Origin of the sequence: Roseibium aggregatum, from assembly GCF_014692675.1 — a bacterium.
Classification (GTDB): Bacteria; Pseudomonadota; Alphaproteobacteria; order Rhizobiales; family Stappiaceae; genus Roseibium; species Roseibium aggregatum_C.
On the sequence record NZ_JABFCZ010000032.1, the window covers coordinates 1 to 20,293 of the forward strand.

Consider the following 20,293-nt stretch of genomic DNA (forward strand, 5'->3'; position numbering starts at 1 on the left):
GTGGGGAACTGGGAGGGGGATGTCCTGCTGCGGCAAGAAGACGACCTGGGTCTTTGTTCAAAAAGGGCGAATCGCACGCGTTGGCGTGCGATCCGGTCAATATAGTACACAAGCGCCGGAAAGCGTTCTAATAGTGTCTCGGTTCTGACATTTGCAACCCCTTTGCTGCAGGCGCTGGAGCAAATGTCAGAATCATAAGAGCCACTAAATAAATATATGATTCTAGTGGAGCTTTTGAATTTGACATTTGAAGCATGAGCTTGGCCGCAAGCAGGGTTCAAATGTCAAATTCGCGCCACTAGTGGCGTTCCGGCAGGTACTCGTCCTCGGCCAGATCCGAGAAGCGGGTGAACTCGCCCTGGAAGTGCAGGTTCGCGGTCCCGGTCGGACCATGGCGCTGCTTGGCGATGATGACTTCCGCCTTGCCCTTCACCCGCTCCAGCTTGTCCCGCCAGACCTCGTGTTCCGGCGAGCCTTCCTCCGGCTCGGTCTTCGACAGGTAGTATTCGTCGCGGTAAACGAACATGACCACGTCCGCGTCCTGCTCGATGGAGCCGGATTCGCGAAGGTCGGAGAGCTGCGGCCGCTTGTCGTCGCGCGATTCCACCTGACGGGAAAGCTGTGACAGGGCGATGATCGGCACGTTCAGCTCCTTGGCGAGCGCCTTAAGGCCCGTGGTGATCTCGGTGATTTCCTGAACGCGGTTGCCGGCGCTCTTCTGGGAACCGGTGAGCAGCTGGATATAGTCGACCACGATCATGTCGAGGCCGCGCTGCCGTTTCAGCCGGCGGGCGCGGGCGACGAGCGAGGCGATCGAAATGCCACCGGTCTGGTCGACATGAAGCGGGACCGTCTGCATGTGCTGGGCAGCGGCCGCGAGTTTCTCGAAATCGGCTTCGGAGATGTCGCCGCGCCGGATTTTCGAGGAGGAAATTTCCGTCTGCTCGGAAATGATACGGGTGGCGAGCTGTTCGGCCGACATTTCCAGCGAGAAAAAACCGACGACCCCGCCGTTGACCGTCTTCAGTGAGCCGTCGGGCTGTTCCTCCGCCTGATAGGCCTGTGCGATATTATAGGCGATGTTCGTGGCAAGCGACGTCTTACCCATGGCAGGCCGACCGGCCAGAACGATCAGGTCCGAGGGCTGCAATCCGCCCATCAGCCGGTCCAGATCGATCAGGCCGGTCGAAATGCCGGAAAGCGCGCCTTCCCGGTTATAGGCCGCGTGGGCCATTTCGATGGTTTCGGTCAGCGCGTCGGAAAAGCTGACGAAGCCGCCTTCATTGCGCCCGGTTTCCGCAAGTTCGAACAGGCGCCGTTCCGCATCGTCGATCTGCTGGGACGGGGGCACGTCGATCGGTGCGTCGAAGGCGATGTTGACCATGTCCTCGCCGATCCGGATCAGGTTCCGGCGCAGGGCCAGGTCGTAGATCGTGCGGCCGTAGTCTTCCGCATTGATGATGGAGGCCGCATCGGCGGCAAGGCGCAGCAGAAACTGGGTCGCCGACAGGTCCGCGATCTTGGCTTCGGCGGGAAAAAAGGTCTTGAGCGTGATCGGCGAGGCGGTCTTGCCCGCGCGGATCAACTGGCCGATCTTCTCATAGATGTCCTGATGCGGCGGGACGAAGAAGTGATACGGCTCCAGGAAATCCGAAACCCGGTAGTAGGTTTCGTTATTGACCAGGATGGCACCCAGCAATTGTCGCTCGGCCTCCGCATTATGCGGTGCCATGCGTTGTGCAGCGGCTTCCGTTTCGACCGATTGCAATGTGCCTTTCATGATGTCCCCCGATGACCTTGCACACTGGGTCTACAGGTAATTGCGGCACGGCTTCAAGGATTCAAAACGGGCATTTCCCATTATGTGATCAGGCTCAAAATCAACGGGGATATCCGCCCTTGGACCTTGACGGAACGGCTTAAAAAAGACTCTTGCAGCCGCGCAAAGTGAGCACTTTGTTTTTATTGTAAAAATTATCAGGTTAAACGAAAACCGCATGCGCATGAGTGCGTTCATACCGGTAATTCGCAACATGCTGCGCCGCAAATATCCTGTTGCAAGGCAACGGATCGGCCATTCGGCCAAAAAGAAAGCGGCGCTTTTTCAAGCGCCGCTTCCTCAATCTTCAAAGCTGTCGAAAAAGGCCGCTCAGGCTTCTTCTTCGGCCGCTGCTTCTTCGGTGGCTGCGGCTTCGCCGCCCTCGGCGATTTCGCCTTCGCCTTCACCTTCTTCTTCGTCTTCCTCGAATTCGAAGATGTCCTGTTCAGGCGCGGTCAGGTCTTCACCAGCGGCCTGGCGGACGGCTTCGTCCTCGGAGCGGGCAACGTTCACGGTGACGCCGACTTCGACTTCCGGGTGCAGCTGGATCAGGACGTTGTGCAGGCCGATCGTCTTGATCGGAGTGCGCAGTTCGACCTGGCCGCGGGCAACGGTGAAGCCTGCCGCGGTCAGACCGTCGGCAATGTCGCGGGTGGAAACGGAGCCGTAGAGCTGACCGGTTTCGCCGGCGGACCGGATCATGATCATGGATTCGCCGTCGAGCTTTGCGGCAACCGCTTCAGCTTCCTGGCGACGCTCCAGGTTACGGGCTTCGAGCTGGGCGCGTTCGTTTTCGAAGCGCTGCATGTTGGCCTTGTTGGCGCGCAGAGCCTTGCCCTGAGGCAGAAGGAAGTTACGGGCATAGCCGTCGCGCACGCGGACGGTGTCGCCCATCTGGCCGAGCTTGGCGATACGCTCAAGAAGAATGACTTGCATGGAATTGCTCCTGACTGTCCCGCCGGCGCGTTCCGGCTGGCGGTTAGAGGCCGATCACATTTGCGTCCCGCGGCCCCAGTTCGGGCGGCCCGGACGGATCCGGGCCGAAGAGCTCGTCAAGCGAGCTTAGCTGATCACAAACGGCAGCAGGCCGAGAAGGCGTGCGCGCTTGATGGCACGGGCCAGTTCACGCTGCTTCTTCGCAGAAACGGCGGTGATACGGCTCGGAACGATCTTGCCGCGTTCGGAAATGTACCGCTGCAGCAGACGGATGTCCTTGTAGTCGATCTTCGGAGCGTTGGCACCGGAGAACGGGCAGGTCTTCCGGCGACGGAAGAACGGACGGCGGCTCGGAAGCTGTGCAATATCAACCATGATCTCTTACTCCGCTTCACGGCGAGGAGCGCGTTCGCCCCGATCGCCACCACGATCACCACCACGTCCACCGCGATCGCCACCGCCGAAACGGTCGCCACGGCCACCGCGATCACCACGATCGCCGCCACGGCGGTCGTCACGGTCGCGCTTCTGCATCATTGCAGACGGCTCGTCGTCCAGCTCATCGACCTTGAAGGTCATGAAGCGCAGAACGTCTTCGTTCAGGCCCATCTGACGTTCCATTTCGGCAACCGCGGCATGCGGAGCGTCGATGTTCATCAGCGTGTAATGCGCCTTGCGGTTTTTCTTGATGCGGTATGCGAGGGAACGCAGGCCCCAGTTTTCGATCTTGCCGACGGAACCGCCGCCGGTTTCGATCAGACCCTTGAACTGCTCGACAAGTTGTTCGACCTGCTGGGCCGAAACGTCCTGGCGTGCCAGGAACACATGCTCATAAAGAGGCATTTGAAGTCGCCTTTCCAGTTTACACAGCGGGAACTGGCGCGAAGCCTCCTCGTGACCCCGGAAAGGTACGAGAATTCTAAAACGAGAGCGGAGACACGGGAAGACGGGTTGTTTTAAGAACCCTGGCGACATGCGCCCTTCCGTTCAGCCCCCGGCCAAGTTCCCGGATGAAGGGCGCTGTATAGCCGTTTTTTGTCCAAAAGCAAGCAGGAACTCTGCTTCCTTGCGAGAAATGTCCCGCGACGGCCTGTTATAATGCATAAATGACCTTCGTCCGGAGGAGGGGCCGTTTTAATCCGGCAGCGCATGGCAGGTTTGAACCGGATTCCGACCGGTTTCGCCTTCCAGGTCTTGACACCGGCGGCAAGTCCGTACCATAGGCTCCCGCCAACGCGCGCGGCTCGGGAGGGCCGATACCTGTATGGACGGCGTTGAGCAATAATCAGGAAGAAGACGGCAAAAGGCGTTCCGAAATGAGCATCGCATTCACTTTTCCAGGTCAGGGCAGCCAGGCAGTCGGTATGGGCAAGGAGCTTGCCGATACCTTTCCGGAAGCGCGGGCCGTATTCGAAGAGGTGGATGACGCGCTCGGGCAGAAGCTGTCCGCGATCATGTGGGAAGGCCCTGAAGACGAACTGACGCTGACCGCCAATGCCCAGCCCGCCCTGATGGCGGTGAGCCTTGCCACGATGAGGGTGCTTGAGGCCAAGGGACTTAATCTTCAAAAGAGCGTCAGCTATGTTGCCGGCCATTCGCTCGGCGAATATTCCGCCCTTGCCGCAGCAGGCAGCCTGGATATCGGAACGGCGGCACGGCTGCTGCGTGCGCGTGGAAATGCCATGCAGACCGCGGTTCCCGTTGGCGTTGGGGCCATGGCCGCTCTGCTCGGCCTCGATTTCGCCGTGGCTCACGAAGTGGCCGAAGAGGCTGCCCAGGGGCAGGTGTGCCAGGCTGCGAATGACAACGCGCCTGGCCAGGTCGTGGTTTCCGGCCACCTGGCCGCTGTTGAACGGGCGATCGAGATTGCCAAGACCAAGGGCGCCCGCCGCTCCGTCCTGCTGCCGGTCAGCGCACCGTTCCATTGCGCCTTGATGGCGCCGGCCGGCATCGCCATGGCTGCGGCGCTCGCGGATGCCGATGTCCGCACCCCGGCCGTTCCGCTGGTCGCCAATGTGCTGGCCAGCGCAATTTCCGATCCGGCCGAAATCCGCCAGCGTCTCGTCGAACAGGTGACGGGTACCGTACGTTGGCGCGAGTCCATCAGCTGGCTCGTGGAACAAGGCGCGGAAACTTTCGTCGAAGTCGGGACCGGCAAGGTGCTTACGGGTATGGTCAGGCGGATTGCACGCGACGCCAACGGCATCGCGGTGAACACGCCGGCGGACATCGATGCGCTGATCGAAACGCTCAACGGCTGACAGCCGGATCCGGCATTGGCCGCTGAATGAACAGAGACTGAGGAAGGAAGCCATCATGTTCACCCTTGAGGGGAAAACGGCTCTGGTTACCGGCGCGACCGGCGGGATTGGCGAGGCGATCGCCCGGGCGCTTCATTCCCAGGGAGCGACCGTGGCCCTGTCCGGCACCCGTGCGGAAAAGCTGGAAGCGCTTGCCGCGGACCTGGGCGAGCGGGCCCATGTCACGCCTGCGAACCTGTCCGACCGTGCCGCCGTGGCGGCCCTCCTGCCGGCAGCCGAAGAGGCCATGGGTTCCGTTGACATTCTCGTCAACAACGCAGGCATCACGCGCGACAACATCTTCATGCGCATGAAGGATGAGGAATGGGATCAAGTGCTGGAAGTGAACCTGACTTCCGGTTTCCACCTGTGCCGGGCCGCCATCAAGGGCATGATGAAGCGGCGCTACGGCCGTATCATCGGTATCACCTCCGTGGTCGGTGTAACCGGCAACCCGGGTCAGACCAACTATGCGGCCGCGAAAGCCGGCATGATCGGCATGTACAAATCGCTTGCGCGGGAAGTCGCCAGCCGCAATATCACGGTGAATGCGATTGCTCCGGGCTTCATTGAAACGGCCATGACGGATGTTCTCAATGACAAGCAGAAAGATTCGATTTTAACGAGTGTACCGGCCGGGCGTCTGGGCACTGCGGACGAAATCGCGGCCGCCGCCGTTTACCTTGCCAGCACCGAAGCCGCCTATGTCACGGGGCAGACCCTGCATGTGAATGGCGGCATGGCCATGATTTAAAAGGTGAATTCGCGAAAGCGGACAAAATGAAATGGGACCGCTTCCGGGCGGTCTCGACTGGCTGGTCAAGGTCAATAAAGTGTGTTACCTAGCCGCCGATTGTTCCCAAGCTTGAGAATTGGTGTATTCCGCCAGACCTTGGGCAGGACGTATTCAGCACCGCGATGTCGCGCCGGAAAGATCTTGAGTTTCAAGTTTTCGGCAGGCCGCGAAGAATAAACAGACTGAAAATCAAGGAAGTGAGAAATGAGCGATATCGCGGATCGGGTTAAAAAGATCGTTGTCGAACACCTCGGCGTTGACGCCGACAAGGTTGTGGAAGGCGCAAGCTTCATCGACGATCTGGGGGCCGATAGCCTCGACACCGTTGAACTCGTCATGGCTTTTGAAGAAGAGTTCGGTGTTGAAATTCCGGACGATGCAGCCGAAACGATCCTGACGGTCGGCGACGCAGTGAAGTTCCTGGAAAAGAACGCCGGCTAAGGCGCTCCGAACCTAAAGAAATGAACGGGCAGACATGGCCGCGGCCGATGTCTGCCCGAAAAAAGCGCGGGTTGCATGAGGCGAGTTGTCGTTACAGGTCTGGGCATGGTGTCTCCGCTTGGCGGAGGTGTCGATGTGTCCTGGAAAAAAATCATCGAGGGCAAAAGCGGTGCCAGGAAGGTGACCAATTTTGCGGTCGACGATCTGGCTTGCCAGATCGCTTGCCAGATCCCGCGTGATCCTTCGGAAGAAGGGGCGTTCAATCCGGACGACTGGATGGACGTCAAGGAACAGCGCAAGGTCGATGACTTCATCGTCTATGCGATGGCCGCGGCCGACCAGGCCATGGCCGACAGCGGCTGGAAGGCCGAAACCTACGAAGACCAGATTCGTGCCGGCGTCCTGATCGGATCCGGTATCGGCGGTCTGCAGGGGATCGAACAGGCAGCGCACACCCTTGCCGACAAGGGGCCGCGCCGGATCAGCCCGTTCTTCATTCCCGGCCGCCTGATCAATCTTGCCGGCGGGTACGTCTCCATCCGCCATGGCCTCAAAGGCCCGAATTCGGCAGTCGTGACGGCATGTTCCACAGGCGCACACGCCATTGGCGATGCGTCCCGCCTGATCGCCTTCGGCGATGCGGACGTCATGGTCGCCGGCGGCACGGAATCGCCGATCTGCCGGCTGGCGCTGGCCGGTTTCGCCGCCTGCCGCGCCCTTTCGACCGGCTTCAACGATGCCCCGGAAAAGGCTTCCCGTCCCTATGACCGCGACCGGGACGGTTTCGTCATGGGCGAAGGCGCCGGTGTGGTTGTCCTGGAAGAGTATGAACACGCGGTGCGCCGCGGTGCCCGGATCTACGCCGAGGTCATCGGTTACGGCATGTCCGGCGATGCCTATCACATCACCGCGCCGTCATCTGACGGCGACGGAGCCTACCGCTGCATGGATGCGGCCCTGCGCCGTGCGGGCATTTCGGCCTCCGACGTCGACTATGTGAATGCGCACGGGACGTCGACGCCCATGGGCGACGAGATCGAACTGGGGGCGATCACCCGGCTTGCGGGCAACGCAGCCAACCGCCTGACCATGTCCTCGACGAAGTCCTCTACTGGCCACCTGCTCGGTGCTGCGGGCGCGATCGAGGCGATCTTCTCCGTTCTGGCGATTCACGACGGCATTGCACCGCCGACCATCAATCTTGAAAATCCGTCGGTCGAAACCGAAATCGACCTTGTGGCGAACACCGCCAAGAAGATGGATATCAACGTTGCATTGTCCAACTCCTTCGGGTTCGGTGGCACCAATGCTTCGCTCGTCTTCCGGAAACTTGCTGCGTAAGCGGGCCGACTATTGCCTCATTGTCGCGGGACAATCGCCCCGCGGCAACGAGACTGCTCCGGCCGTTCCGTAAAATGTGCGTTGCCGGAGGCTGCTGCGGCTTGTAGCTGCGACTGCTTGTATCAGGAGGTTCGATCCATATGGGCATAAAACCGAGAAGCCCGCGCGAAGCAATCCAGCCGGAGCCGGCGCCGGCACCCCCGCCGCGCTCGCGCCATGTGCGCAATCCCATCGTAATTCTGATCAATATGATCATTTTCTTCGCCTTCATGGGCGTCGTGGCTTTCGGTGCAGCCCTGTATTTCGGCAAGCAGGCCTTTGAGGCAGCCGGTCCCTTGAAAACGGACGAGACGGTGATCATCGCCTCCGGAGCAGGCCTTTCCGGTATCATCGACCGCCTGGCTGCGAAGAACGTCATCAACGACGACTGGATCGATCAGCTCGTTTTCAATCTCGGTGTACGCTTTTACAAGAACGCGACCAATCTGAAGGCGGGCGAATATGCCTTTACCGCCGGCGTCAGCATGCATGACGTCATGACCGATCTGGTCGAAGGCAACGCGGTCACCCATGCCGTGACCATTCCCGAAGGCTGGTCGACGGCGCAGGTTCTCGAACGCCTGAAGGAAAACAAGGTTCTCACCGGCGAAATCACCGACGTGCCGGAAGAAGGCGCGCTGCTGCCGGAGACCTATACGTTTACCCGCGGCACGACCCGCCCGGAACTCCTGAACCAGATGAAGAAGGCGCAGACGAAGCTGCTTGCCGAAATCTGGGACCGCCGGGCCGACGGGCTGCCGGTCAAGACGCCGGAAGAACTGGTGATCCTGGCCTCCATCGTGGAAAAGGAAACCGCGAAGGCCGATGAACGGCCCCGGGTGGCCGGTGTGTTCGTCAACCGCCTGAACCGGAACATGCGGCTGGAATCCGACCCGACCATCCTTTACGGCCTTTATGGCGGTGAGGCCTGGCTGAAGGACCGTTCCGCCATCAAGCAGTCGGAGAAAACGGCCGACAACAAATACAACACCTATCAGATCGCCGGCTTGCCGCCGGGGCCGATCGGCAATCCGGGCCGCGCCTCCATGGAGGCCGTCGCCAATCCGTCCCGCACCAACGAACTCTTTTTCGTTGCCGACGGCAATGGCGGGCACGTGTTCTCCGAAACCTATGAGCAACATCAGGCGAATGTCGCCAAATGGCGCAAGGTGGAACGCGAGAAGCGGAAGCGGGAGCAGGAAGCCGCCGAGCAACCGGCTGCCGAGCAACCGGCAGCCGAACAGCCGACGCAGGCGAACTGACGGGAATTGAGTTGGGGGCAGGGCCGGTTTCCGATACTGGTCAGGCCGGTACAGGCGATCGGAGACCGCAATGACACTTGCCAGCATGACGGGCTTTGCCCGCATCCAGGGCGAATCCGGCAATGTCCGCTGGACATGGGAACTCAGGTCGGTCAACGGCAAGAACCTGGATGTCCGGATCCGCATGCCGGCCGGCCTGGAAATTCTGGAGCCGAAGGTCAGGGAGCGGTGCGGCAAGCTGCTTCGCCGCGGCAATGTCACTGCCGGCCTGTCCATGCAGCGCGATCAGGGCGAAGCGGTTCTCTCGATCAATCAGAATGCGCTCGATGCGGTTCTGGCGGCAATCGACCTTCTGAAGGCCCGTTTGCCCGATGTGCCGCCGCCGAGCCTGGACGGCATTCTGGGGCAGAAGGGCGTCTTCGAGCTCAAGGAGCCTGAGGACGACGAGGAAACCCGTGAAGCGCTTCACAGCAGCCTGCTGACCACTCTGGACGCCGCTCTCCTGGATCTTGTCGACATGCGTCATACGGAAGGCAAGGAGATCTGCCAGGTCGTGACCGGTCACATCGACAGGATCGCGGACCTGACCGGCCGGGCCGAGGCCCATCCTGCCCGTCAGCCCGAGGCGATCCGCCAGCGTCTTGAAGCGCAGGTGGCGGAACTGCTGGATGCCTCGAACGGACTGCTCGACCCGCAACGTCTTCACCAGGAGGCGGCAATCCTGGCGACCAAGGCGGACATCCGCGAGGAACTGGACCGTCTGCAGGCGCACGTGAAGGCCGTCCGGGAGCTGCTGGCAACGGGAGGCGCGATCGGCCGCCGCCTCGACTTCCTTGCACAGGAATTTAACCGAGAGACGAATACATTGTGCTCCAAGTCCAATGATGTCGAACTCACATCTATCGGGCTCGATCTGAAGTCGGTGATCGACCAGATGCGCGAGCAGATCCAGAATCTGGAGTAGGCGGATGTCTGAAACCAATCCCGGTACGATCGTGAGTGCCGACAAGGCGGACCAGGAGCGCCGCGGTCTGATGCTGGTGCTGTCGTCACCCTCCGGCGCCGGCAAGTCGACCATCGCCCGGCTGCTTCTGGAGCAGGAAGACAATCTGGAACTGTCGATCTCGGTGACCACGAGGCCGCGCCGCAGCAGCGAGGTCCATGGCGTTCATTACAATTTTCTCGAGCCGAAACAGTTCGAGAAGATGAAGGAGCACGACGAGTTGCTGGAATGGGCCGAGGTGCACGGCAACTATTATGCAACGCCGCGCGGTCCGGTCGAAGAGGCGATTCAAAACGGACGGGATATCCTGTTCGACATCGATATCCAGGGCACCTTCCAGCTTTACGAGAAGATGCGCGAGGACGTGGTGTCGGTGTTCATCCTGCCGCCATCCATCGCCGAAATGAAATCCCGCCTGCACCGCCGGGCCGAGGATACCGAAGACGTCATCCTGAAGCGGCTGGAAACGGCCGTGGGCGAGATGAAGCACTGGTCGGAATACGATTACGTCGTCGTCAATGACGATCTGGAGCGGGCCTTGGGCAACGTTCGGGCGATCCTGCGGGCGGAACGGCTGAAACAGAAACGCTCGCCGGCGATCGGTCCGCTGATCGACGGAATGGTGCAGGACCTCGAAGACGCACTGAAGGGCGGCGCCTGAGGGCTACTTTGAAGCGCCGCGCTTCAGCTGTGCCTCAAACACATTCGCAAGGCGGACGAAGCCCGAAACGTCGATTTCCTCGGCCCGGGCCGTCGGCTTGAGCCCGGCCGCCTCGATCAGTGCATCGGCCGGCGAGGCGAGGGACTTCAGGCTGGCGCGCAGCATTTTCCGGCGCTGGCCGAAGGCGGCCGCCGTGACTTTCTCCAGCATGCCTAAGGAACACGGCTCGGGAGCCTCGCGCGGCACCAGCTGAACGACCGCCGAAGTCACCTTGGGCGGCGGCGTGAAGGCTTTCGGACTGATGTCGAACAGCATCCGCGCGGAGGTGCGCCATCCAGCAAGCACGCCCAGCCGTCCATAGGCTTTCGAACCCGGTTCGGCGACGATACGCGCGCCGACTTCCTTCTGGAACATCAAGGTCAGCGACGTCCAGAACGGCGGCCAGTCGGGCGTCGTGATCCAGTTGAGCAGAAGCTGGGTGCCGACGTTATAGGGAAGGTTGGCGACGATCTTGACCGGCCCGCCGCCGGTGATCTCAACCGGGTCGAGCGCAAGCGCATCGCCTTCGATGACCTGAAGACGGCCGGGATAGTGGTCGGAGATTTCCGCAAGGGCCGGCAGGCAGCGCCGGTCCTTCTCGACGGCGACAACCCGTTTTGCGCCGCTGGCGAGCAGGGCGCGGGTCAGCCCGCCCGGGCCCGGGCCGATTTCAAGCACGGTGACATCGTCCAGCGGCGCGGCCGCACGGGCAATGCGGGACGTGAGATTGAGGTCCAGGAGAAAGTTCTGGCCGAGCGACTTGCGGGCATCGAGCCCGTGCGTGGAGATGACCTCACGCAAGGGGGGCAGGTCGTCGATCTGACCCATCAGACGCTTCCGGGATTGGCCAGCACCGCAGCCATTCTGACGGCGGCCGCTAAACTGTCGGCACGCGCCGTTCCCGTGCCGGCGAGGGGATAGGCGGTCCCGTGGTCGGGTGACGTCCTGACAAACGGCAGGCCGAGCGTCACGTTGACGGAGTCGTCGAAGCCGATGGTCTTGGCGGGAACGAGAACCTGGTCGTGATACATGCCAAGCACGCAGTCGTAGGCCTTGCGGGCCTCCGGGTGAAACAGCGTATCGGCGGGATGCGGACCGGTTGCGTCGATACCCTCGGCCCGGAGCGCGGCAATGGCAGGCTCGATGACGGTCTGTTCCTCGGTGCCCATGGCGCCGCCTTCGCCCGCATGCGGATTGAGCCCGCAAAGGGCAAGCCGGGGCTTTTCGAAACCGAACCGCCCGACCAGGTCCCTGGCCGTGATCCGGGCCGTCTCGACGATGAGCTCTTCCGTCAATGCGGCGGGAACTTCTTTCAGGGCGATGTGGATGGTCACCGGCACCACCATGAGTTCCGGCCCGGCGATCATCATCACCGGCTTGCAGGGGCCTTCAGACCACATCTCTTCTGCCAGGTGGCCGAGATATTCGGTATGTCCGGGAAAACGGAAACCGGCACCGTAGAGGGCGGACTTGTTGATGGGATTGGTGACAATGCCTGCAGCCCGGCCGTTTTTGATATCCGCGACGCTCTCGCGGATGGAGGCGATCACGTTTTCCGCCGTTTCCCGCTTTTCCATGCCCGGGCAATCGTCGAGCGCCTGTCCGGTCGGCACGACGGGCAGGCACTTGCCGAAATAGCCGGAAGCCTCTTCCGGCTCGACCGCCTGAACCGGGACATCCAGACCGAGCCTTTTGGCGCGGCGGGCCAGGAAGCCCGGATCGGCCCGGACATAGAAGGCCGGCAGACCGAGCTCCTTGCGGGCGCACCAGGCCAGGAGGGTGATGTCGGGACCGATACCGGCGGGCTCGCCGCAAGTGACCGCCAGAGGCGCCTTATGCGAAACCATGCCCTGTTTACCGCTGGACGATCGTTGCGCGAAGTTTCAGTTCCTGCAGATACCTGCGCATGAGCTGTGCGCCTTCTTTCTCGCGCAGCTGGTTTTCCACTTCGGTCCGCGCTGCAAGGTCGGAATTCATCTCGCGCTTGCCGCAAACCGCGACCATCTCAAAGCCGCGGTCGGTCTGTTTCGGCTTCGTGAGGCGCCCGACTTCCGTGCTGGTGATGTCGTCTTTCAGGTCTGCCGGCAATTCGGTTTCAAGGCGGCGCCCGACAGGCTTCAGAACGACTTCATTGAACTGGCCGAGGAGAGTGCCTGCCGTATCGCACCCGGTGAACTCCTTTCGGATCTGCGCGCTTTCCCGCTGCCGCTTTGCCTTGAGCGAAGACGAAGCCTTTTTCGGTACGACCACGATGATCTGTTTCAGGTCGTATTCGACCGAGGTGTTCTTGTCCTTGATGTCCGATTTCTTCAAGGCGGCGACCACTTCGGATTCATCGATCTTTATCTGACTGCGAAACCGGGAGCCGACCACTTTCTGCCAGGCGATCTGCGCCTTGAGCCTGTCCTTGAGCGTGTCCGGATTGACGCCGTTCTTGCGCAGTGCTGCGGACAGTTGCGCCCCGGACATCTTCATGTTCCCGGCGATGGAGGAGTAGGCGCCGTCGACTTCCCTGCTGCTCGGAACGATACCGACACGTTTTGCCTCACCCAGTTTGAGGACATCTTCGATCAGTTCCTGTTCCGCCATGCTGCGGGCGACCGAAACGGGCTTGCGCTGCGTGAGCTGGACCAGCCGTGCGCGTTGATTGATGTCATACGTGGTGATGGGCTGGTCGTTCACGATGACCTTGATCTCGTTCTGAGCCATCGCAGGCCCCTGACCCATGATCAGGCCGATCATCAGCAAGCAGAGTGAGAAAGCGGGAATGCGCATTGAAATCCTGTCCAGGCCGAGGGCTTTGTCTTGTTTATCCGTTTGCGAGCTGCCGAGAGGCCATTCTCCCTTGCGCCCAGAGTTTGCATAAACCGCCCGGTTTTTAAAGGTGTTTGCTAAGTAAACCCGTTAGTTGTGGCCTTAAAGTGGCCCGTGATGATCTCACGCACCATATAAAGCGCCGTTATCGGCAGGTTTTATAGGGCCATCACCTAGTCAGCCAGACCGCTCGAGATCTGGGTGTTGCCGATCGTTCTCAGGCCGATGCGCATATAGAACGTCCGGTTCACCTTGTCGCCATCGTTGCGGCTGCGGTCTTCCGCATAGGAAAGCGACAGGGAGAAACCTTCGTCATCGTAGCCGGCCCCGACGCCATCCTGGACGACATCGGAATTTTCAAGATCGTAGCGCAACAGGCCGAACACCCGCCAGTTGTCCTCCAGGCGAAGGCTTGCCGAACTCAGGACTTCTTCGCGCGGATCCGGAATGCCGAGGTTCGGCTGTGCGGTGAGATAGGCATAGGCCAGCGAGGACGAAAGCGGGCCGTAGCGCGCCGTCGCCTGGGCCTGGAGGCGGCGGAACGCGAAATTGTTTTCGTCCAGGCGCGCCTGCGCACCGACACGCACACCGTGGTTGGTATGCAGATACAGGCTGCTGACGTAGTCCGACTGGCTGGAGGCCAGGCCGGAATCGAGCGTGGCGCCCAGAATATCCGGCATCGCATAGGAGTTCTTGCCGCCGAGCTGGTAGGAGCGGCCGAACAAGGCGCTCATGTAGTAGCCGCTGTCCAGCTGCAGCTTGTAGTTCAGGCCAAGATTCAGGCGCGAGCCACCCTCGGTGCGGTCAAATCCGGAAAACTTGTCCCACTCGAACAGGGTCGTGGCGTCGAACACGATGCTCTGCGCATCCTCGTTCGGCAGCTCGCCGATGCGCTGTTCGTCCGGGCGCACGATCACCTGAGCCACCGGCTCGAGGATCTGGTTGCCGCCCTGGAACGTGGCGATGAACGGATAGCGGTATTCCAGACCGGCCGCGGGCATGGCCCGGCCGACCACGGCATCGCCGGTGAGCGCGTTCACGTTCGGGTCGGCGGAAGCGTTGAAGAACAGGTCGCCCCGCACATAGGCGAATGGCGTGAACGACTGGCCGATCGGATCGATGAAGGTCCTGCGCCAGTTGGTCTGCATGCTCATCCGCGAGAACGTTCCGTCAACGCCGCGGAACCGGTCGACGCCGCTTGCCCGGAACGCATCCGTCTTGGCCCGGGTCAGGGACGTGAAGTTGCTGTTGAAGGACAGTTCGCCGCCGCCGATCGGATCGTCGAAGACATAGTTGTAGTCGACGACCGGAGCCACGAACGGCTGTTTGTCCTGCAGCGATTGCCCGACCGGAGAGAAGCCGGGCGCATCATAGGTCGGGTTGGTATAGTCTTCCTGATAGATCGAGAACGCGTATCCCTTGACGCTGAACCCGTTCCTGAGCGTGTTGCCGCTCAGATAGACCTCGGACGTTTCATCGTCGTCATTGAAGCTGACGAAGGAATAGTCTTTCAGGAAGGCGCGGTCGCTCTTGTAGATCAGGTCCCAGCCGGCCTTCCAGTTTTCGCTCAGGTTGAAATGTCCGGTGGTGTTGATCGCGCCGCGCCAGCGCCGGTCGCCGCTGGAGCCGGAAAACTCGCCCGGCCGGCCCTGGAACAGACCGGCTGCCGAAAACGTATAGGCGCCGTTGGCCAGCTGGTGGCGGAATTTGACGTCACTCACGACCCCCTGCTTGGTCAGCGGCGTCAATGTCGTTGTCAGGTCGTAGTGCGGATTGAGGGCCCAGTAGTAGGGGACCGAGGCGCCGAAGCCGATACGGTCGTTCGCCACCCCCGTGGGGATCAGGAAACCGCTTTTGCGCTTGACCGTCGGATCGGGCATCGACAGGTAGGGCATATACGCCACCGGCGCGCCGAAGAATTCCAGCGAGGCGTTTTCATAGTAGATGACGCGCTCTTTCTGGTCGTGGATGATCTTCGCGGCCCGGATCCGCCAAAGCGGCGGTTTGTTGGGCGGATTGGTCGGCCGGGTATAGACCGTATAGAGACCGTTTTCGAACGTCGTGACATTGCCGTCCGATCGCGTGGCCTTGTCCGCGATGAACCGCGTCCGTTGCGGCGTGTCGAGCTGCAGGGCGTTCGCGAAGCCGTTGGCGAAGTCTTCCGACAGGGTGAGTTCGTTCGTTCTCACCACATTTCCGGTCGGTTCGGTCATGACGACGTCGCCGCGGGCTTTCAGCTGGGAATTGCGCCGGTCGAAAATGATCTGGTGGGCTTCGACGGTGTAGCCGTCGTAAAAGATCTGGACGCCACCGGAGGCGACAATCACGTCGCGGTCGAAGTCGTAGGTGATCTGGTCCGATTCCAGGAGCATTTCCGCATTGGGATTGACCTGCGACTGCAGCGCCGATTCCAGGCTTTGCTGCGCGAGGGCCGGCAGGGTCAGGCTGGCGCAAGATACAGCTGCAAAAACAGTGAACAGCACGCCGCGCGCAGCGGAATTCATTCCGCGCACGATGCCCCGCTCGTCTGTTTTCAGGAAGGATGAAGAACCGGTCACGCGCGCTTCATCCGTCTTCCTGATGCAACAGGATCGTCAGTCCCATGAGTACTCCAAATATACCGGGTGCCCACGCAGCAACGATCGGCGGCACGATTCCCGCTCCGCCGAAGTCCTTCGAAAGCTCCGATAGAACGTAAAGCACGAAGCCGGCAATGATTCCACCCAGAATCAGCCCGCCCAGTCCGCCAAATCGCGAAACACGTAAAGAAACCGCCGCAGCAATGAGAATCATGGCCGCCAAAAGTAGGGGACGGGCGAGAAGAGTTTGATATTGCAGGGCATATCGATAGGCAGGCAAACCGGCGTTTCGCGCCAGGTCGATGAACTGAGGCAGGTGCCAGAAGGAGATCGATTCGGGAGAGCCGATGCTCTCGCGCACCTGGGTGGCGCTCAGGAAGGTGCTGATCTGGAAGGTGGCATATTGCTGGGGGTCGCGCTCGGTTGTGTAGACGGTCGCGTTCTTCAGGTGCCAGATCTGCTTGCCGAGGTCCGCTTCATCGGCTTCGATGCGTTCCTGGAAGGTTCCCTGATGGTCGAAGGCGAAGATGGTCACCCCCAACAGCCGGGTGCCGCCATTGAGAAGCTGTTTGGCCAGAATCACGGATTCGCCGTCCAGTCCGTCCTGCCGGATCCAGACCTGATTGGTGGTCTGCATCAGGAAATTCTGCTCCGTGCCGAACAGGCCGGTCGCAACCTCATCCGATTTCTGCTGCAGCCACACGGCCGCCGGGTTGTAGACGGTGATGGAAAACACACCGATGCCGATGCCGACGACGAGTGCCGGCATGGAAAACTGCCAGACGGATATGCCCGATGCCCGGGTCACGACCAGTTCGAGCGCCCGGCTCAGGCTGACAAAGGCGGCGATCGAACCGAACAGGACCGCAAAGGGGATGACCTGTTCCAGGAGCAGGGGCACGCGCAACAGGGAAATCAGGCTCACCCGCAGGACGGAAAACCCTTCCCGGTCGGCGCCCCGGCGGACCAGTTCCAGAACGTCGAACAGGAAGATGAGCACCGCCGCCAGCAGGAACAGGCCGAGAATGGCTTTCAGGAAGCGCCCGGAAAAATAAAGGGCGAGTGTGCGGCCGAGAAGCATGGGTCAGGAAACTCCCCCCATGCGGCCGCTGAGCCGTTCCGCGACGCGCTCGATGAAGGCTGACAGCTGTTCCGTGCGTTGCGCCAGCCATTTCGGTGCAGGCCCGGCCTGTTCCCTGAAAATCGACCAGAGCGAAATGGCGATCCCTCCCAAGGGGACAATGAAAAGCAGGAGCAGAATACTTGCGTTGCCTTCGGCGGCAGAGGTCACGCCGAACCCGGCCGTTCGCAGGCCGACGCAGGCGCAAATCGCGCCGAGGACGGAAACGCTGCGGCTCTGCCGGGTCGTCCGAGCCTTGCCGAGGAAGGCGAACACGATCACGCCGAAGGCCAGGCTGTAGAGAGGCTGGCTGAACCGGTCATAGAGTTCCGTGCGCAGCTTTTCCGGGTTCTGCAGCGCATAGGCATCGTTGCGCGCCGGCGACAGCAGGTTCGCGGTGGAGCGTTCGCTTGCCTTGTAGACCGGCTGAGACGCCTCCGGAATGAGATTGGACAGATCGAACGCGTAGGATTCGAAGCGCACGATCGAAATGTCGCCCTTGTTCTTCGGACGGCGCTGGATCGTGCCGTTGCGCATGACGAGCAGCGTCCGGTCGGCGGCTTCGATGATCTCGCCCGTGTCGGCCTGATAGGTAAAGGCCGTATCCGGATCGCGCGTGTCATGTAACAGCAATCCGTCAAGGGTGCCGTTGCCCGACCGGTTCCGGATATGGAAGGTAAGACCGTCTTCCACGGTGATGAAGCGCCCGGGCTTGACGATATTGGCAACGAGGTCGGCGCGCACCCGGGTGATTTCGCTGCGCAGCTTCGCAAGCCCCATCGGGGACAGGTAGAGCGAGTTGAACGCGACCAGTGCCATGATGGCCGCGGCGAAAATCAGCACGGGCTTCAGCACGAGAAAACGCGAACCGCCGGTGGCGTCAATGACGATCAGTTCGCTGTCACCAGAAAGGGCGTTCAGAACCATGATCAGCGCAATCATCAGGGCGAACGGCGCCACGATCACGATCAGGAACGGCATCGCCAGCATCGTGATCGAAATGAACTGGACGATGGTCTGCCCCTTCGACGTCACCAGGTCCAGCTGTCTGAGGGCCTGGGTGGCCCAGACGACGCCGGTCATGGCGATAAGGGTCATGGCAAAGGCATAGAAGGCACGCCGTATGATATATTTTTCAAGAATTTTCATACGCTTACGGTGTGTGTCCTTCCATGTGACGGCAGGCGCGGCGGAGGAGGCGCGACCTTAACCATCATCGACCTATCGAATAACACGATTTTTGGTGAACAGCCCACAAACAAGAATGGTTAACGAAGAATAATTTTTCACACCGCTTGTCGAGCGGGAAGCCGCGCGCCATCATTCGCGCAATTCGTGCGGACCGGGGAAATTTGCTCCGGACAAGCGGAACTCAGGATCCTGACCGGAATAGGCATATGACCAAACAAACAAAAATATCCTTTATCAAACCGGCCGCGCCCAAGAGCGGTGTCGCTGTTGCTTTCGCCGCCGAGGGTCTCGGCCTGGGAGCGATGACGGCAGAATTCCTCAAAAATATGACCGGCGGATTGGAGCGCGCGGCCGCCGTCGCCAAATTCACCGGCAAGAAATCCTCCACGCTCGACCTGATCGCCCCTGCTGGCCTCGCTGTAGACCGTCTGATTGTGGTCGGTCTCGGCAAGCCGGAAGAGCTCGGCGAGCAGGACTGGCTGAAACTCGGCGGAACGGTCATGGGCGCCCTGGACAGTGCGAAGGCGGCCGACGCCACGGTTCTGGCGGAGATCGCCGGCGAGGGGGATCTCTCCGCCGAGGCGCTTGCTGCCTTCGCCATGGGGGCGAAGCTGCGCGCCTACAAGTTCGACACCTACAAGACCAAGAAGGCGGACGACGACAGCGGACCGTCTTCGCTGAAGCTGCAGATCGCCGTTCCCGACCCCCGGCCGGTGAAAAAGGCATGGGCGGCCGCCGACGGCATTGCCGACGGGGTCTATCTTGCCCGCGACCTCGTCAATGAACCGCCGAACGCGCTTGGACCGGTGGAGTTCGCCGACAAGGCTGCAGCGCTGAAGAAGCTCGGCGTCGAGATCGAGATCCTCGGCGAGAAGGAAATGAAGAAGCTGAAGATGGCCGCCCTCCTGGGCGTGTCCCAGGGAGCGACCCGGCCGCCGCGCCTGGTCATCATGCGCTGGAACGGCGGCAAGAAGAATGACGCGCCGCTTGCCTTCGTCGGCAAGGGCGTCGTTTTCGATACCGGCGGCATTTCCATCAAGCCTGCGGCCGGCATGGAAGAGATGAAGGGCGACATGGGCGGCGCGGCTGCCGTCACCGGCCTGATGCATGCGCTGGCCGCCAGGAAGGCCAAGGCGAACGTGGTCGGCGTGATCGGTCTGGTGGAAAACATGCCGGACGGCAATGCGCAGCGCCCGGGCGACATCGTCAAGGCCATGTCGGGAACCACCATCGAGATCCTCAACACCGACGCGGAAGGCCGGCTCGTTCTGGCCGATGCCATGTGGTACACGCAGGACCGGTTCAAACCGGCTTTCATGATCGATCTGGCGACGCTCACCGGAGCCGTCATCGTCGCGCTCGGCAACCACAACGCCGGCCTTTATTCCAACAATGATGACCTTGCGGACAAGCTGAAGTCGGCGGCGGGAGAGACCGGGGAAGCGGTCTGGCGCATGCCCCTGAGCCCCGACTACGACAAGCTGATCGATACGCCCAACGCGGATGTGAAAAACACCGGCGGCCGGTGGGCCGGATCGATCACGGCGGCCCAGTTCCTGCAGCGTTTTGCCAATGACAAGCCCTGGGCCCACCTGGACATCGCCGGCACGGCTTTCGGTTCACCGAAAAACGAGATCAACCAGGGCTGGGCGTCCGGCTACGGCGTGCGCCTGCTTGATCGGCTGGTGTCGTCCTTCTACGAGAAATAAGCGACCTGGAAACGCAAAAACCCGCCGGATCGGCGGGTTTTTGTTCCATCGCCCTCGCGGGCCGAATGTCGAAACCGTCCGTTTCAGCAGGTCTTGTAGGCCTGACAGGCGGTTGCTTGTTCAGTCACGATAAGTCCCATACCGGCCGTCGCGCCGGCAATGGCGAAAACGAGCGCGAAAAATACAACGACGCGTCCTAGCATCAAATCCCCCGTTGCGTCAGATCCGGCCCCCGTGCCGGTC

The 20,293-nt window shown here is 61.2% G+C and carries 18 protein-coding genes; 8 read left to right on the forward strand and 10 right to left on the reverse strand.

Features of this window, described 5'->3' with window-relative positions; all coding sequences use genetic code 11:
- Window positions 1-298: 298 nt before the first annotated feature.
- The 4 genes from HK439_RS23185 to rpsF all read right to left on the reverse strand — a co-directional run bounded on the left by HK439_RS23185 (window position 299) and on the right by rpsF (window position 3,598).
- Window positions 299-1,780, reverse strand: coding sequence for a replicative DNA helicase (locus HK439_RS23185; protein ID WP_190293872.1), 1,482 nt, complete (start codon window positions 1,778-1,780; stop codon window positions 299-301).
- A 369-nt stretch (window positions 1,781-2,149) separates the two neighbouring features.
- Complete coding sequence (rplI, locus tag HK439_RS23190) at window positions 2,150-2,755, reverse strand: 50S ribosomal protein L9 (RefSeq protein ID WP_190293873.1); 606 nt, start codon at window positions 2,753-2,755, stop codon at window positions 2,150-2,152.
- A gap of 126 nt (window positions 2,756-2,881) precedes the next feature.
- Window positions 2,882-3,130 (reverse strand): 30S ribosomal protein S18, encoded by a 249-nt coding sequence (rpsR, locus tag HK439_RS23195; RefSeq protein ID WP_145340733.1) that lies wholly within the window; start codon window positions 3,128-3,130, stop codon window positions 2,882-2,884.
- 6 nt (window positions 3,131-3,136) lie between these two features.
- The gene (rpsF, locus tag HK439_RS23200) at window positions 3,137-3,598 is read right to left on the reverse strand and encodes a 30S ribosomal protein S6 (RefSeq protein WP_190293874.1); all 462 of its coding nucleotides are present in this window, start codon (window positions 3,596-3,598) and stop codon (window positions 3,137-3,139) included.
- 473 nt (window positions 3,599-4,071) lie between these two features.
- On the opposite strand from rpsF, the gene fabD reads away from it, so the two are divergent.
- From fabD to gmk, 7 genes are all read left to right on the forward strand, one after another.
- The gene (fabD, locus tag HK439_RS23205; RefSeq protein ID WP_190293875.1) at window positions 4,072-5,016 is read left to right on the forward strand and encodes an ACP S-malonyltransferase; all 945 of its coding nucleotides are present in this window, start codon (window positions 4,072-4,074) and stop codon (window positions 5,014-5,016) included.
- Between the two features lie 55 nt (window positions 5,017-5,071).
- The gene (gene fabG / locus HK439_RS23210) at window positions 5,072-5,809 is read left to right on the forward strand and encodes a 3-oxoacyl-[acyl-carrier-protein] reductase (protein ID WP_190293876.1); all 738 of its coding nucleotides are present in this window, start codon (window positions 5,072-5,074) and stop codon (window positions 5,807-5,809) included.
- A 246-nt stretch (window positions 5,810-6,055) separates the two neighbouring features.
- On the forward strand, window positions 6,056-6,292 hold the full coding sequence (locus tag HK439_RS23215; protein WP_013653143.1) for an acyl carrier protein: 237 nt from the start codon (window positions 6,056-6,058) through the stop codon (window positions 6,290-6,292).
- Window positions 6,293-6,367: 75 nt separating this feature from the next.
- Entirely contained in the window at window positions 6,368-7,633 is a 1,266-nt protein-coding gene (fabF, locus tag HK439_RS23220; RefSeq protein ID WP_190293877.1) for a beta-ketoacyl-ACP synthase II, read from the forward strand.
- Between the two features lie 140 nt (window positions 7,634-7,773).
- Complete coding sequence (gene mltG, locus HK439_RS23225) at window positions 7,774-8,934, forward strand: endolytic transglycosylase MltG (RefSeq protein ID WP_190293878.1); 1,161 nt, start codon at window positions 7,774-7,776, stop codon at window positions 8,932-8,934.
- A 70-nt stretch (window positions 8,935-9,004) separates the two neighbouring features.
- Window positions 9,005-9,898: a YicC/YloC family endoribonuclease gene (locus tag HK439_RS23230; protein WP_190293879.1), complete on the forward strand. Its 894-nt coding sequence runs from the start codon at window positions 9,005-9,007 to the stop codon at window positions 9,896-9,898.
- Window positions 9,899-9,902: 4 nt separating this feature from the next.
- The gene (gene gmk / locus HK439_RS23235; protein ID WP_190293880.1) at window positions 9,903-10,598 is read left to right on the forward strand and encodes a guanylate kinase; all 696 of its coding nucleotides are present in this window, start codon (window positions 9,903-9,905) and stop codon (window positions 10,596-10,598) included.
- A gap of 3 nt (window positions 10,599-10,601) precedes the next feature.
- Here the strand turns inward: gmk and rsmA are convergent, their stop codons facing one another.
- From rsmA to lptF, 6 genes are all read right to left on the reverse strand, one after another.
- Entirely contained in the window at window positions 10,602-11,465 is an 864-nt protein-coding gene (rsmA, locus tag HK439_RS23240; protein ID WP_190293881.1) for a 16S rRNA (adenine(1518)-N(6)/adenine(1519)-N(6))-dimethyltransferase RsmA, read from the reverse strand.
- Entirely contained in the window at window positions 11,465-12,484 is a 1,020-nt protein-coding gene (pdxA, locus tag HK439_RS23245; protein WP_190293882.1) for a 4-hydroxythreonine-4-phosphate dehydrogenase PdxA, read from the reverse strand. Before pdxA ends, rsmA begins: the two co-directional genes overlap by 1 nt.
- Before the next feature lie 7 nt (window positions 12,485-12,491).
- Complete coding sequence (locus tag HK439_RS23250; RefSeq protein ID WP_209012025.1) at window positions 12,492-13,412, reverse strand: SurA N-terminal domain-containing protein; 921 nt, start codon at window positions 13,410-13,412, stop codon at window positions 12,492-12,494.
- Between the two features lie 212 nt (window positions 13,413-13,624).
- Window positions 13,625-16,009 carry an LPS-assembly protein LptD gene (locus tag HK439_RS23255; protein WP_209012026.1) on the reverse strand — a complete coding sequence of 795 codons (2,385 nt, stop codon included), beginning with the start codon at window positions 16,007-16,009 and terminating at the stop codon, window positions 13,625-13,627.
- 7 nt (window positions 16,010-16,016) lie between these two features.
- On the reverse strand, window positions 16,017-17,111 hold the full coding sequence (gene lptG / locus HK439_RS23260) for an LPS export ABC transporter permease LptG (protein WP_190293883.1): 1,095 nt from the start codon (window positions 17,109-17,111) through the stop codon (window positions 16,017-16,019).
- A gap of 3 nt (window positions 17,112-17,114) precedes the next feature.
- Window positions 17,115-18,299, reverse strand: coding sequence for an LPS export ABC transporter permease LptF (gene lptF / locus HK439_RS23265; RefSeq protein ID WP_190293884.1), 1,185 nt, complete (start codon window positions 18,297-18,299; stop codon window positions 17,115-17,117).
- 248 nt (window positions 18,300-18,547) lie between these two features.
- On the opposite strand from lptF, the gene HK439_RS23270 reads away from it, so the two are divergent.
- A complete protein-coding gene (locus HK439_RS23270) occupies window positions 18,548-20,050 on the forward strand; it encodes a leucyl aminopeptidase (RefSeq protein ID WP_190293885.1) in 1,503 nt (500 codons plus the stop codon).
- The last annotated feature ends 243 nt before the right edge of the window (window positions 20,051-20,293 follow it).